14 protein-coding genes and 1 rRNA gene are annotated in these 14,186 nt (G+C 71.1%); 5 read left to right on the forward strand and 10 right to left on the reverse strand.

Annotated elements, in window-relative coordinates:
* Positions 1 to 82 precede the first annotated feature (82 nt).
* The 4 genes from ACFZBB_RS19920 to ACFZBB_RS19935 all read left to right on the forward strand — a co-directional run bounded on the left by ACFZBB_RS19920 (position 83) and on the right by ACFZBB_RS19935 (position 4,249).
* The gene (locus ACFZBB_RS19920) at positions 83 to 352 is read left to right on the forward strand and encodes a glutaredoxin family protein (protein ID WP_391123917.1); all 270 of its coding nucleotides are present in this window, start codon (positions 83 to 85) and stop codon (positions 350 to 352) included.
* 103 nt (positions 353 to 455) lie between these two features.
* Positions 456 to 1,577, forward strand: a complete 1,122-nt coding sequence (locus ACFZBB_RS19925) for an HAD-IB family hydrolase (protein ID WP_391123919.1) — start codon at positions 456 to 458, stop codon at positions 1,575 to 1,577.
* Between the two features lie 340 nt (positions 1,578 to 1,917).
* Positions 1,918 to 2,742 carry an ECF subfamily RNA polymerase sigma factor, BldN family gene (locus ACFZBB_RS19930; protein ID WP_391052059.1) on the forward strand — a complete coding sequence of 275 codons (825 nt, stop codon included), beginning with the start codon at positions 1,918 to 1,920 and terminating at the stop codon, positions 2,740 to 2,742.
* A 241-nt stretch (positions 2,743 to 2,983) separates the two neighbouring features.
* Entirely contained in the window at positions 2,984 to 4,249 is a 1,266-nt protein-coding gene (locus tag ACFZBB_RS19935; RefSeq protein WP_391123921.1) for a DUF5667 domain-containing protein, read from the forward strand.
* A 98-nt stretch (positions 4,250 to 4,347) separates the two neighbouring features.
* Here ACFZBB_RS19935 and ACFZBB_RS19940 read toward each other — a convergent pair whose 3' ends face one another.
* The 8 genes from ACFZBB_RS19940 to ACFZBB_RS19975 form a co-directional block, all read right to left on the reverse strand.
* Positions 4,348 to 5,610, reverse strand: coding sequence for a 1-acyl-sn-glycerol-3-phosphate acyltransferase (locus ACFZBB_RS19940; protein WP_391123923.1), 1,263 nt, complete (start codon positions 5,608 to 5,610; stop codon positions 4,348 to 4,350).
* Between the two features lie 26 nt (positions 5,611 to 5,636).
* The gene (locus ACFZBB_RS19945; RefSeq protein WP_391123925.1) at positions 5,637 to 6,704 is read right to left on the reverse strand and encodes an NAD-dependent epimerase/dehydratase family protein; all 1,068 of its coding nucleotides are present in this window, start codon (positions 6,702 to 6,704) and stop codon (positions 5,637 to 5,639) included.
* Positions 6,705 to 6,900: 196 nt separating this feature from the next.
* On the reverse strand, positions 6,901 to 6,999 hold the full coding sequence (locus ACFZBB_RS19950) for a 30S ribosomal protein bS22 (RefSeq protein WP_003948845.1): 99 nt from the start codon (positions 6,997 to 6,999) through the stop codon (positions 6,901 to 6,903).
* Positions 7,000 to 7,136: 137 nt separating this feature from the next.
* Complete coding sequence (locus tag ACFZBB_RS19955) at positions 7,137 to 7,358, reverse strand: helix-turn-helix domain-containing protein (RefSeq protein ID WP_188281714.1); 222 nt, start codon at positions 7,356 to 7,358, stop codon at positions 7,137 to 7,139.
* Between the two features lie 128 nt (positions 7,359 to 7,486).
* Complete coding sequence (locus tag ACFZBB_RS19960; RefSeq protein WP_391123928.1) at positions 7,487 to 8,320, reverse strand: phosphatase; 834 nt, start codon at positions 8,318 to 8,320, stop codon at positions 7,487 to 7,489.
* A gap of 246 nt (positions 8,321 to 8,566) precedes the next feature.
* On the reverse strand, positions 8,567 to 9,739 hold the full coding sequence (locus ACFZBB_RS19965; protein WP_391123930.1) for an acetoin utilization protein AcuC: 1,173 nt from the start codon (positions 9,737 to 9,739) through the stop codon (positions 8,567 to 8,569).
* Positions 9,708 to 10,889: an MFS transporter gene (locus ACFZBB_RS19970; RefSeq protein ID WP_391123987.1), complete on the reverse strand. Its 1,182-nt coding sequence runs from the start codon at positions 10,887 to 10,889 to the stop codon at positions 9,708 to 9,710. The genes ACFZBB_RS19965 and ACFZBB_RS19970 overlap by 32 nt, the downstream gene beginning before the upstream one ends.
* Positions 10,890 to 11,058: 169 nt before the next feature.
* On the reverse strand, positions 11,059 to 11,706 hold the full coding sequence (locus ACFZBB_RS19975) for an HAD-IA family hydrolase (protein WP_391123932.1): 648 nt from the start codon (positions 11,704 to 11,706) through the stop codon (positions 11,059 to 11,061).
* Between the two features lie 326 nt (positions 11,707 to 12,032).
* Here ACFZBB_RS19975 and ACFZBB_RS19980 point away from each other — a divergent pair, with 326 nt between their 5' ends.
* On the forward strand, positions 12,033 to 13,217 hold the full coding sequence (locus ACFZBB_RS19980; RefSeq protein ID WP_391123934.1) for a Cmx/CmrA family chloramphenicol efflux MFS transporter: 1,185 nt from the start codon (positions 12,033 to 12,035) through the stop codon (positions 13,215 to 13,217).
* Here ACFZBB_RS19980 and ACFZBB_RS19985 read toward each other — a convergent pair.
* Positions 13,190 to 13,975: a methyltransferase domain-containing protein gene (locus ACFZBB_RS19985; RefSeq protein WP_391123936.1), complete on the reverse strand. Its 786-nt coding sequence runs from the start codon at positions 13,973 to 13,975 to the stop codon at positions 13,190 to 13,192. The two genes, ACFZBB_RS19980 and ACFZBB_RS19985, sit on opposite strands and share 28 nt — an antisense overlap.
* 119 nt (positions 13,976 to 14,094) lie before the next feature.
* Positions 14,095 to 14,186: ribosomal RNA gene (rrf, locus tag ACFZBB_RS19990) — 5S ribosomal RNA — on the reverse strand; the annotation flags it as partial.

Here is a 14,186-nt window from a genome sequence, read left to right on the forward strand (position 1 = left end):
CGAGAGCCCGCCACGCGCACCCGTTCCCCGTACGAGGGCCCGTCGTACGGGCGGCCGTACCGTCCGGCGCACAATGGCCCGTATGACGAACGACGACACCTCGGCGGCGGCCGTGCGCACGGTCACGCTCATCGGCAAGCCCGGCTGCCACCTGTGCGACGACGCGCGCACCGTGATCGAGAAGGTGGCGGGCGAGACCGGCGCGGCCGTGGAGGAACGGGACATCACCCAGGACGAGGCGCTGTACGCGCGGTACTGGGAGCAGATCCCCGTCGTCCTGGTCGACGGCGAACAGCACACGTTCTGGCGCGTGGACGAGAAGCGGCTGCGCACGGCGCTCACCGCGGGCTGACCCGGCCGGGACCCGTACCCGGTCACTGTCCGGTCGTGTGGCGTTCACGCCCCCGCATCGTGCGCGAACAGGGCTTGACGCGCCGGGTGGTTATGCTCGCGGTATGGCCGCACGTAGATGGCTCACCCCCCGTAGGCAGGCCGGCACCGAGCGCAGTGTGCTGGCAGGCGAGGCCGCGGCACTGGCCGCGGAGGCCGCCCTGGCCACCAAGACCCGGCCGCGGGACGCGGTTTCCGCCGGGCCGGAGGAAACCGTCACGTCCGCGAGATCCGCCGCGTCCGCGAAATCCGCCAGGACGGGGAAGTCGGCCGCGCCGTCGAGGTCGTCGGCGTCGTCGGCGTCGTCGGAGAAGTCCGCCGAACCCGACCGGACGGAGGGCGCGGACGGCGCGGACGGCGCCGGTACGGACCGGCCGGACGAGCCCGCGGAACCTGAGTTCCCGGCCCACGACCAGCCCCGCGCGGCGGCCTTCTTCGACCTCGACAACACCGTGATGCAGGGCGCAGCGATATTCCACTTCGGCCGCGGCCTGTACAAGCGGAAGTTCTTCGACACCCGCGACCTGCTGCGCTTCGCCTGGCAGCAGACGTACTTCCGTATGGCGGGCAACGAGGACCCCGAGCACATGCGGGACGTGCGCGAGAGCGCGCTGTCCATCATCAAGGGGCACCGCGTCGAGGAACTGATGTCCATCGGCGAGGAGATCTACGACGAGTACATGGCGGGCAAGATCTGGCCCGGCACCCGCGCGCTCGCCCAGGCCCACCTGGACGCCGGGCAGCGCGTCTGGCTGGTGACCGCCGCACCCGTCGAGACCGCCACGATCATCGCCCGCCGCCTCGGCCTGACCGGCGCGCTCGGCACGGTCGCCGAGTCGATCGACGGCGTCTACACCGGGCACCTGGTCGGCGAACCGCTGCACGGACCCGCGAAAGCCGAGGCCGTACGCGCCCTGGCCGCCGCCGAGGACCTGGACCTGTCGCTGTGCGCCGCGTACAGCGACTCCTCCAACGACATCCCGATACTGTCCCTGGTCGGCCACCCCTATGCCATCAACCCCGACAGCAGGCTGCGCAAGCACGCCCGCGCCGAGGGCTGGCGGCTGCGCGACTACCGCACCGGGCGCAAGGCCGCCAAGATCGGCATCCCCGCCGCGGCCGGGATGGGCGCGGTGGCGGGCGGCGCCCTGGCCGCCGTCGCGATCAGCCGCCGCCGGCACTCCTGACACAGCCGTCACGAGACGCCTGTGACCCCCGTGACGCCGCGGATCTGCCGCGCCGCGGGGCGTCCGAAGTGCCGGGAGCGACACGCGTGAACACGAGCACAACACGCTCTCTCCGCGACCATTTCACGAGCAGAAGTGGTCAACTAAGGTCGCCTGTTCGATAATTGCTCGATCACCATTCCGCTTAGGAAGTGGCGGAAACGGCGATTTGAGCAACTCGGTGTAGCGTCGCCTGTACGAAGCGTTATTCTCCTCAGACGCATTCCGGTACCCACACGTCGCCACGACGAGTGAACGGTCCCGTACTGCACGTGATGGAAGTTCTGCCTCTGGGAGTCCCGTGTACCCACACGACGGGGTTGACACCTCTGGCCTGGCTGCGTTGCGCGCACTGGTGGTTGACCGCCTGATGCGCACAGTCCCCACGTACGCCGTGCCCGCCTTCGCCACGTCCGGTCCCACCGTCCCCGGCCACGCTTACGCGCTGGCCGAAGTCAGCACAGCCGCAGGCAGACGCACCCGCAGCAGCTCCACCAGCACCACCGGCGCGGGCAACGGCTCCGGCGGCGGTCAGTCGACCGCCACGACCACCGCCCGCCGCCCGGCCTCCGACACCGACAGCGGCCGGATGATGGACCTGGTCGAAAGGGCCCAGGAAGGCGAGACCGAAGCCTTCGGACGGCTCTACGACCACTACTCCGACACCGTCTACCGCTACATCTATTACCGCGTCGGCAGCAAAGCCACGGCCGAGGATCTGACGAGTGAGACGTTCCTGCGCGCTCTGCGCAGAATCGGTACCTTCACCTGGCAGGGCCGTGACTTCGGTGCGTGGCTGGTCACGATCGCCCGCAATCTGGTCGCCGACCACTTCAAATCGAGCCGGTTCCGGTTGGAAGTGACCACCGGGGAAATGCTCGACGCGAACGAGGTCGAGCGCAGCCCCGAGGACTCCGTTCTGGAGTCGCTGTCGAACGAGGCGCTGCTCCAGGCCGTGCGCAAGCTCAATCCGCAGCAGCAGGAGTGCGTGACGCTGCGGTTCCTCCAAGGTCTCTCGGTGGCCGAGACCGCCCGCATCATGGGCAAGAACGAGGGGGCGATCAAGACCCTCCAGTACCGGGCGGTCCGCACCCTGGCCAGGCTGCTACCGGAAGACGCCCGGTGAGTCCGCGTTGTCCCGTACCCCGGCAGGCCGCCATTCGGCCTATCAGTCCGATCATCAGAGCCGACCCGATCATCAGACCTGCGTAACCCAACTGGCTCGGCACTCGTTGCATCACATGCAGACATATCCGTGCCGCGCGCTGCCTGTTGCTGTTCACTCGATCGGGTGGACGGCAGCCGGGAACGCAACCTTCCGGGCGGCATGGGGAGTCGAGTGTGGATGACGAGAGGAGGTGCCGCCCGTGATCGGACAGGCAACGGCACACCGCCGGGCGAACGCCTTCGCCCAGGCCCTTGAGGACGCTACTGTCCTCGACGAGACCACCGGCGAGCGCGGTGGCGGCGGTGCCGGACCGGCGAGCGGGCAGCGCGGCAGCCATGCCGCGGCCCGGCACGCGGATCCCGAACAGGACTCGCTGCTGTCGCTCGCCGCGGCCATCGGCGACCGGCCGGCGCCCGTACTGGACGCCGAGAAGAAGACCGTCCAGCGCGCGCAGCTCATCGCCGCGATGGAACAGGCCATCGCTGACGGCAGTTTCGAGGTCACCGGCCGGGTTCCCGAGCAGCGCTCGGAGGGCACCGGCGGACACGGGGCCCACCGGCTGCGCAAGCTCACCCCGCGCTCCCGGCTGTCCCGGCGGCTCGCGGTCGGCGGCCTGTCCGTCGGCGTCGCCGCCGGTGCCCTCGGCGGAGTCGCGGCGGCCAGTACGAACGCGCTGCCAGGTGACACCCTCTACGGCCTCAAGCGGGGCATGGAGGACCTGAAGCTGGACATGGCGGGCAGTGACGCCTCCCGCGGCAAGGTCTACCTCGACATGGCCTCCACGCGCATGCAGGAGGCCAGGCGGCTCATGGACCGGCAGCGCGGCGGACAGCTCGACGACGAGTCCGTCGGCGATGTGCGCAAGGCGCTGTCCGGCATGCGGCAGGAGGCGGCCGAGGGACACCGGCTGCTCAGCCAGGCGTACGCGAAGGACGGGTCGCTCCAGCCGATGGCGCTGCTCAACACCTTCGCCGCGTCGCACCGGCAGGGCTGGACCGAGATGCGGGGCAAGCTGCCCAGCCAGCTCACCGATGTCTCCGACCAGGTCTCGTCGGTCTTCGCCGCCATAGACGATGACGTCAAGCCGCTCGAATCCGTGCTCCCCAAGCCGAAGGACGACAGCTCCTCCGGCGCCCGGGACCACCGGCGTTCCGGCGGCGGAAGCGACGACGGTACGGGCAGCGGTACGGGCTCCGGGACGCCGTCCGCGCCCGCGTCCGGGGACAGCAAGTCCGGGCAGGCGCCGAGCGGCAACCCGTCGGTGTCGCCCACCACCCCGCAGCACGAGGGCCTGATCGGCGGCCCGCTGCTCCCGCCCCCGCCGAACGGCACTCCTGGCAGCGGCAACGGCGCCACGGACACCCCGTCCACCTCCGCCACCCCGCCCCACTCCGTCACCCTCCCCCCGCTCCTCCCCGGCCTCCTCCCCGGCCTCGGCCTCGGCGTGGACGACTCGAACGACTAGCACCACCGCACGCCAAAGGGCGGCCGGCTCCCCGCAAGGAGAACCGGCCGCCCTTTCACGCTCAGAAGAACACCGCCCGCCGCGTGGCGGGGCCGCCCTCAGAAGAAGACCGACCGCCTGTCCACCAGGAGCTTGTACAAGGTGTGCTGGATCGTCTCGCGGACCTGATCGGTCAGGTTGAAGACCAGCATGGGGTCCTCCGCCGCCTCGGGCGGGTAGGCGTCGGTGAGGATGGGCTCGCCGAACTGGATCGTCCACTTGGTGGGGAGGGGGACGAGTCCGAGCGGCCCCAGCCAAGGGAAGGTGGGGGTGAGGGGGAAGTACGGGACGCCGAGCACGCGCGCGAGGGTGCGGGAGTTGCCGACCATCGGATAGATCTCCTCGGCGCCGACCACCGAGCACGGAATGATCGGCACCTTCGTCTTCAGCGCCGTCGCGACGAATCCGCCGCGCCCGAACCGCTGGAGCTTGTACCGCTCCGAGAACGGCTTGCCGAGCCCCTTGAAGCCCTCCGGCATGACACCGACGACCTCACCGCGCTCCAGCAAGACCTCGGCGTCCTCCGCGCACGCCAGCGTGTGCCCGGCCTTGCGGGCGAATTCGTTGACCACCGGCAGCATGAAGACCAGGTCGGCGGCGAGCAGCCGCAAGTGCCGTCCCGCCGGGTGGTGGTCGTGCACGGCGACCTGCGTCATGAGGCCGTCGACCGGCAGCGTCCCGGAGTGGTTGGAGACCACCAGCGCCCCGCCCTCGGCGGGGATGTTCTCGATGCCCTTCACCTCGACCCGGAAGTACGTGTCGAAGAACGGCCGCAGCACCGACATCAGCACCTGCTCGGTCAACTCGGCGTCGTAGCCGAATTCGTCGACCTCGTACTCGCCGGTGACCCGGCGCCGCAGGAACGACAGGCCGGAGGCGACCCTCCGCTCCCAGTCCCCTCCGAGCAGCCGGTCGGCGACCCCGCCGAGCGCGGCGGCCAGCCCCGGCCCCTCGTCCCCCGCGGCGGAACCGGAACCGGCACCGGACCCGGAACCGGAACCCGTACGCGCCCCCGTGGCGGATTCCGCTTCGGTCCCGGCGTCGCTTCCCTGCGCGGGGATCGCGGCGCCCGTGCCGCCCGGCTCTGAGCCCGCCTCGGCCGTCTCCTGGGGCTCTGGCACCTCGGGCACCGCCGCCAGGGGCTGCGGGCCCGGCCCGCCCGCGCCGGACGACCCGGCGCCGTCCTTCTTCCTGGCGCCCGCGGACCGGCCGCCGCGCGACCGGCCGGAACCCGAGCCGGACCCCGGACCCGAGCCGGAACCCGAGCCCGTACGCCGCGCCCGCGAATCGTCGCCGAACGGGATCACCTTGGCGTCTGCCATGGTTCGACTCCTTCTGCCTGGTGCGGTCACGCGTGGTCGGCGTCGGTGGCGTCCGCGGCGTCGGGCGCCAGCGCCGCCGCGGCGAGCCGGTCGACGGCGCGCGCCATCCGGTCCGGCGGCAGCAGCCCGGGCCCGCGGCTGCGCGCGAAGTCGGCGAACGTCTCGGCCGTCGTGTACGCCGGCGCGAAACCGAGCGTCTCACGCATCTGCCGGGTGTCCACCACCCTGCCGTGCGTCAACAGCCGAATCTGTTCGCGCGAGAAGTCGGTGACGCCCGCGGCCTTCAGCGTCCGCCCGATCCAGGTGACCGCGGGCAGCAGCACCGGCACGGTCGGCTTGCCGAGCCGTCGCGCGGTCTGCGACAGCAGCAGCACCCCGTCGCCCGCGATGTTGAACGTCCCGCTGTTGAGCGTCCCGCGCCGCGCGTCGAGCGCGGCCAGCACCAGCACCTCGTTCACGTCGTCCTCGTGGACGAACTGCAACCGGGGGTCGTAGCCGAGGACGGTGGGCAGCACGGGCAGCGCGAAGAACTCCGCGAGCGGGGTGTCGGCGTGCGCGCCGAGGATGTTCGCGAACCGCAGCACCGCGACCGCGACGTCCGGGCGGCGGCGCGCGAAGCCCCGTACGTACCCCTCGACCTCGACGGCGTCCTTCGCGAAGCCGCCGCTCGGCAGCGACTTGGCGGGCATCGTCTCGGTGAAGACGGCCGGGTCGCGCGGCGCGGCGCCATAGACGCTGGTGGTGGACTTCACGACCAGGCGCCGTACGGTCGGGGCCTTCTGGCAGGCGCCCAGGAGCTGCATCGTGCCGATGACGTTGGTCTCCTTGACCTGCGTCCGGCCGCCGGAGCCCATCGTGGTGGTGGCGCTGACGTCCAGGTGCACGACGGTGTCGACCGACGTCTGCGCGAGAACCTTGGCGATCATGGGCTGCCGGATGTCGGCGCGGACGAACTCCGCGGCGCCCAGATCGTGCTCGGGCGGTACGGCGTCGACCGCGATCACCCGGTCGACCTCCGGCTCCCGCAGGACGCGGCGGACGAAACGGCCGCCGATCGGTCGCGCGACTCCGGTGACGAGCACCACCTTGCCCACGGTTCAGCGCCTTCCTACGGGGTTGTACGCACCGTACCCGTTCGTTGTTGCGCCGCAGTGACGGCCCGCTGTACGGGCCGCCGACGTCACGCCGCTGCCCCCTCCGTCACACCTGCCCCGGAAAACGCCACTGCCCCCTCCACCGCCTACGGGCGGTGGAGGGGGCAGGAAGAGCGACGTACTGCGTCGAGCCCGCTTACTTCTTGTTGCGACGCTGAACACGCGTCCGCTTCAGCAGCTTGCGGTGCTTCTTCTTGGCCATACGCTTACGCCGCTTCTTGATGACAGAGCCCACGACTACCCTCGCTTCGTTTTCACTCGGTGCGGGGCGTCCGAGCCCACACGACCTACGTCGGCCAAGCCTACCCGCCCGAGGCGGACGAGCATAAACCGAGCCCCACGCAGACGGTCAGCGGCCCTCGGCGGGCGAGATCAGGCAGATTCCCCCACCCCCACCCCCACATAGGACTCACGCAGGTAGTCGTGGACGGCCTGCTCCGGAACCCGGAAAGACCTCCCCACCCGGATCGCCGGCAGATGACCGCTGTGCACCAACCGGTACACCGTCATCTTGGACACGCGCATGACCGCGGCAACTTCGGCCACGGTAAGGAACACGACCTCGTTGAGAGGCCTGGTTTCGCTTGAAGCCATGACACACCTGAACTTTCCGCACCTGACGGCCACCGGCTTCCCCTCCGGCGACTCCAACAGTCAAGTGCGCTCCCCCTCAGATTAGGGGCGCATGATGCAAGTGGGGAAGAGGAGTTGCCAATAGTTGATTACTGTGACAGCCACGCCCGATGGAGTACGTAGCGGGTAAGCGGCCGGTAGTAATCGGACCGCACGGTGTCGTCCAGCGGTACCGCGACCGACACCCTGCCCTCCGCTTCCGCGACGAACACCGCGGGGTCGTCGGAGTCCGCCAAACCGATCGCCTCGATGCCCAACTGCCCTGCCCCGCATACGAATCCGTGGTCCCCGACCACCAGCCGCGGCAGCACTCCGCCCTGCTCCGCGGCAGCCGCGAGGGCCGCTCTGACGGGAAGCGGGGAGTGCGTATGAGCACCCGGTTCGCCCGCCCCCGCACCCTCCTGCGAACCCTCCGCACCAGGCACGGGGCGCACCACGGCGACACCTCCCACGTACCAAAGATTGTGACGCCGTACCCCGAACTGTGTCGGCATATCGACGTAGCCGCCGTACGCAGGGGTGAGAATCACACATCCCGCCGCCGACAGCGCGGCGGCCAAAGAGGCGTAGAAGCCCAACAGCCGATGAGGGTGGCCCGTCCCCAGCAGAACGGGGATACGATCCTGCGCTGCCCTGCCAAGACGCTCGGCGAAGGCGTCCAGCGCCGCCACCGTACAGTCCGGGTCGATCGTGTCCTGCCCGGAGGTGTCCGTCGGGTCCGGCGACACACCGCAGCGGTCGGCCATCAGCCGCAGCAACTCCGCCGCGCCCCACTCCCCTTCCGGATCCAGCCCCAGCGTCTGGCGCGGGTCCCGCGCCGCGAAGAGCCGGTAACTGTGCAGGCTTTTCTCCCTCGGGGTCGAGACCCGTCCCGCCAGCCCGGCCGCCACCAGATGCGCGCGCAGCGCGCCGACACTCAGCACCCCTTGATCGTCCCGACTCCCTCCGCCCGCCGGGTACGAAACCGCCAAAAACACCCCGTGCGGGTGACCCGCGCCGAGTGCGCTCCAGACGTAGAAGACCTACGCCACACGCGTACGCGCCCCGCCGTAACGGGTTACCGAACAACGCGGTGACGGCGTGTGCGAAATTGGGGGATTCCGTGGAGAAGGAGCGCCACGCTCGCCGGAAAAGGGGGCGACGCGCTACGGCGTGCCGCCGGACGGCCCCTACGGAAGCAGGCCGTGGAGCGGGAAGACCGCGCGGCGGGTGGCGATCACGGCCTGGTCGAGCCGGTCCGCCGGGTCGTAACCGGAGTCGGCGAAGTCCGCCCAGTGCGGATCACGGCCGTCCGTCATCCGCAGCGGCCCCTGCTGCCGGGTCCGGGCGTAGACCTCGTGCCGCCACTCCTCGGGAACCGGCGTCTTCGGCGCCACCGGCGCGCCCGCCGCGATCCCCACCAGATGCGTCCACGTACGCGGCACCACATCGGCCACCGCGTAACCCCCGCCGCCCAGCGCGACCCAGCGGCCCTCCGCGTGGTCGTGCGCCAGCGCGTGACACGCCTCGGCGACCAGCCGCTGCGCGTCCAGCGACACCGCCAGATGCGCCAGCGGATCCTCGAAATGGGTGTCCGCGCCGTGCTGCGAGACGACCACCTGCGGCCGGAACGCCGCCACCAGCTCCGGCACCACCGCGTGGAAGGCCCGCAGCCAGCCCGCGTCACCCGTCCCCGCGGGAAGCGCCACATTGACCGCGCCGCCCTCCGCGGAAGGACCGCCCGTCTCCTCCGGCCACCCCGTCTGCGGGAACAGCGTCCGCGGATGCTCGTGCAGCGAGATCGTCAGCACCCGCGGGTCGTCCCAGAACGCCGTCTGCACACCGTCGCCGTGGTGTACGTCCACGTCCACGTACACCACCCGCTCCGCGCCCAGCTCCAGCAGCCGGGCCACCGCGAGCGCCGCGTCGTTGTAGACGCAGAAACCCGCCGCCGCGCCCGGCATCGCGTGGTGCAGCCCGCCCGCGAAGTTCACCGCGTGCAGCACATCGCCCTGCCACACCGCCTCGGCCGCGCCCACCGACTGCCCCGCGATCAGCGCGGACGCCTCGTGCATCCCCGCGAACGCCGGATTGTCCTCGGTGCCGAGCCCGTACGACAGATCCGCCGCGGCCGGATCGGCGGACGCCGCCCGCACCGCCGCCACGTAGTCCGCCCGGTGCACCAGCGCCAGCGTCGAGTCACCGGCCGCGGGCGCCGCCACCACCGACAGCTTCCGGTCGAGCCCGAAGGCCCGCACCAACCCGCGCGTGAGCGACAGCCGCACCGGGTCCATCGGGTGACCCGGACCGAAGTCGTACTTGGTTACCCGCTCATCCCACATCAACTGTGCTCGGCCGCTCATGGCCGACACCGTACCCGGCGGGCCCGGCCTCGAAGGACTTGGCGTACAACAGCGTGGCCCCCACCAGCACCATCGGCACGAGCATCGCCCCGCGGTAGCTCCACACATCGCCCAGCGCGCCCACCAGCGGCGAGCCGACCAGGAAACCCACGTAGTTGAAGATGTTCAGCCGCGCGATGGCCGAGTCCGAGGCACCGGGGAACATCCGCCCGGCCGCCGCGAACGTCTGCGGCACGATCACGCACAGCCCGAGCCCCAGCAGCGTGAAGCCCAGCATGCCCACCCACGCCCCCGGCGCCACCGCCACCACCGCGAAGCCCGCCATCGCCAGCACCGTCCCCAGCCGCACGACGGGCGCGGCACCGTACCGCCGCACCCCGAAGTCACCCACCGAACGGCCGATCAGGGTCGTCACCATGTAGACGGCGTACGGCACGGTGGAGAGCTGCTCCGAGCTGTGCAAGGTGTCCTGGAGGTACTTCGCGCTCCAGTTGGAGACCGTCGAGTCACCGATGTACGCGAAGGCCATCACCAGACAGAGCGGCATCAGCAGCCGCATCACGACGGCCTGCTTCTCGCCCCCCACCTCGGTGACGGACGGCTGCTCCTGGTCGGCGTACCAGCGGCTCGCCACCAGCGTCAGCGGAATCAGCACCGCCACCACCGGCCCGTACAGCGCCACCAGCGAGATGTGCCAGTGCGCCCCCGACCAGGCCAGACACGCCCCGACGATCCCGCCCAGGCTGTACGAGGCGTGGAAGCCGAGCATGATGCTGCGGCCGTAGGTGTGCTGGAGGCTCACCCCGAGCATGTTCATCGACGCGTCCAGACCGCCGACGCACACCCCGAACAGCGCCAGCGTCACCGCCGCCATCCACAACTGGTCGCCCGCGCCGAGCAGCAGCAGGACCAGGGCCACCACCGGCTGCACCCAGCGCAGCACCGCACTCGGCCTGATCCGCTTCACGACGTACTCGGTCGCCACGCTGCCCAGGCCCGCGAGGATCGGCACCGCCGCCAGGAACACCGGCAACAGCCCGTCGCTGATGCCGTACCGGTCCTGGATCGCCGGAATCCGGGTGACCAGCAGCGCGAACAGCGCGCCCTGCGCGAAGAAGCTGATCGCGAGCGCGGCCCGCCCGTGCCGCAGCCGGTCGTCCGGCTGCCGGTACTTCACGGGGGCGGCGGGCCCCCCGGGGGCGCTCTGCGCGGCTTCGTCCATGAGCGAGCAGCGTAAACGCGGAAGCTACGGATGAGTAGGTGGCGGGGGCCACAATTGTGATCAACCCGTGCGGTACGGTGCCCCGGGCCGCTCCCGCTCACCTCAGCAGCAGGTCGGGCAGCCCTTCCATCGCACCGAACAGGGCCGTCGCCTCGGCCACCTTCTCCGCCGGGGTCATCGCCGTGAACGCGTACACGTCCATCCCCGCCGCGACCGCCGCCCGCACCCCCAACGGACTGTCCTCGACCACCGCGCACCGCTCGGGGGCCACCCCCATCACGGCCGCCGCGTGCAGGAACAGATCCGGCGCCGGCTTCCCCCGCCCCACATCCTGCGACGAGAAGATCCGCTCCTCCCCGAACCGCTCGTACAGCCCGGTCCTGCGCAGCGCCACCCGGATCCGCTCATGGCTCCCCGACGACGCCAGGCAGTACGGCACCCCCTCCGCCACCAACCGGTCCAGCACCCCGGCCGCCCCCGCCACCGGCTCCAGCTCCCGCTCGAAAGCCGCGAACACCCGCGCGTGCAGCTCCTCGTCGAACCCCTCGGGCAGCCGCCGCCCGGACCGCTCCCACACCACGTCGTGCACCCGGTGCACCGCCGCGCCCATGTAGTCCCGGATCGAGTCCTCGTACGTCGTCGGATGCCCCACCTCCGTCAGGTGTTCGGCGAGAATCCGGTTGGATATCGGCTCGCTGTCCACAAGGACGCCGTCGTTGTCGAAGATGACCAGGTCATACCGCATACGGCCACTGTAGTTGGGGGCACGGATCCGGTAGCGTACGGGCCATGTCGAGCCCCGAGGCATCCAAGGCGGGGGCTTTCGGTCACGCCGTCAGCCCCCTGAACCACTGAGTTCGTAGCCCCCTTTCACCGTCCGCCTTTTTCGCACGCTCCTTTTGCGCGGCCTTTCGCGGCCTTTCGCGGCCCTCCGCGCTTTCGTGCGATCCTCCGCGCGGCTTTTCGCGCGGCCATGGCTGGACGGCTGCCGTACTCCGGGTGCTGACCGCGGTGACGAGACGACGTTTCACGTTTCCTCTCGTGCATCTCCTCACCTCGGAGCCTTTCCCGATGCCTCTCCGTCTCCCTGTTCCGCTGTACCTGCTCGCCATGGCCGTCTTCGCCATGGGCACCTCCGAATTCATGCTGGCCGGCCTCCTGCCGGACATCGCCGCCGACCTCGACGTGACGGTCGGGACCGCGGGCACGCTCACCGCGGCCTTCGCGATCGGCATGGTCGTCGGCGCCCCGCTGATGGCCGCCCTCGCCCGCGCTTGGCCCGCCCGCAGCAGCCTGCTCGCCTTCGTCGTCGCCTTCGCGGCGGCGCACGCCGCAGGGGCCGTCACCGACAGCTTCCCGGTCCTGTTCGCCACCCGGATCGTCGCCGCGCTCGCGAACGCGGGCTTCCTCGCCGTCGCCCTCACCACCGCCGTCACCCTCGTGTCCCCCGACCGCAAGGGGCGCGCGCTGGCCGTACTGCTCTCCGGGACGACGGTGGCCACGGTCGCCGGGGTGCCCGCAGGCGCGGTGCTCGGCACCCTGCTGGGATGGCGGGCCACCTTCTGGGCGGTCGCCGCGCTCTGCCTGCCCGCCGCCGCCGGAATCCTCAAGGGCGTTCCGGCCCGGCCTTCGGCCCGTACGTCCGTGGCCGGACCCGGCCTGCGCACCGAGCTGGCACTGCTCAAGTCCCCACGCCTGATGACGAGTCTGCTGCTCGGCGCCCTGGTGAACGCGGCCACCTTCGCGAGCTTCACCTTCCTCGCGCCGGTCGTCACCGACACCGCGGGCCTGGGCCGCCTGTGGATCTCGGTGGCCCTGATGCTCTTCGGCGCCGGTTCCTTCGCCGGAGTCACCCTCGCGGGCCGCCTCGCCGACCACCGCCCCGGCCTGGTCCTCACCACCGCGGGCCCGCTGCTGCTCCTCGGCTGGCTCGCCCTGGCCCTCCTGGCCGACCAGCCGGCCGCCCTGCTCCCCCTCGTCTTCCTCCAGGGCGCCCTGTCCTTCCTCCTCGGCGGCACCCTGATCACCCGCGTCCTCTACGAAGCAGCCGCCGCCCCCACCATGTCCGGCTCCTACGCCACCGCCGCCCTCAACCTCGGCGCGGCCCTCGGCCCCCTGACCGCCGCCGCCACCCTCCACACAAGCGCCGGCCCCCTCGCCCCCTTCTGGACCAGCACCCTCCTCACCCTCCTCGCCCTCCCGCTCCTCCTCGCCGCCTCCCCCACGGCTCAGTTCACGGGAACGAGGGTGAGGTAGGCGATCCCCATGACGTCCCGATAGCCCCGCAGCCACGTCCCACGATGGCGGTCCACCCGCTCACGGGTCTCCTCGGCGAGAGGATGCCCCGGGTGGGCCGCCAGCCACTCCTCGACGTCCGACTGGTACGCGGATTCGAAGTCCTCCCACTCCTCCCGGCTCGCCGTCTCGGTCCACGCCGGCCGGAAGCCGGCCGCGACGGCGAGGTCGACGAGGCCCGCGAGGTCATGGAATTCGGAGGCGGCGGCATCGGGCCACATCGCCGCCAACTCGCCTTCGGTGGGCGGGCGTTGCCAGATCCCCTCGCCGAGCACGACCCGGCCGCCGGGAGTGACCAGCCGGCGCAGTTCCCGCAGCGCCGCCGTCGTGTGCTCGGGCGGCCGGGCCGCACTCAAGGCATGGCTCGCGCCGTGACACAGCACGACATCAGCGGGCTCCAGGTCCGTCTCGGCCGCGGACCCCTGAAGGAAGCGGACCCGGTCGCCCAGCCCGCGCGCCTCCGCGTTGGCACGGCCTCGCGCGAGGTCGACCTCATTGAGGTCGATCCCCACACCGCTCGCACCGGGCGCCGCCTCGACGAGTCGGAGCATGAACTCGCCCCAGCCGCAGCCGATGTCCAGCACAGTGGCGGGGGCGGCGGCCGTTCGTGCGGTGAGCCGCCGGATCATACGGGCGGCCCGGTCCTCGGAGAGCGGGCCGTGGAACGTGAGGCGGGTAAGACGGGGCGGGGTGGTCGAGTCGTGCTTTACGTCGTCCATAAGACCGAACCGTAAGCGCGCTCCGCTCTCGGCGACACTGGTTTCCCGGTGGCCGAGAACGCAAAAGAGGCCCGGCGTCGGATCCTAAGATCCGAGGCCGGGCCTCTTCCATAACAATTGTTCGGCGGTGTCCTACTCTCCCACAGGGTCCCCCCTGCAGTACCATCGGCGCTGAAAGGCTTAGCTTCCGGGTTCGGAATGTAACCGGGCG

Origin of the sequence: Streptomyces sp. NPDC008139 (assembly GCF_042957025.1) — a bacterium.
Classification (GTDB): Bacteria; Actinomycetota; Actinomycetes; order Streptomycetales; family Streptomycetaceae; genus Actinacidiphila.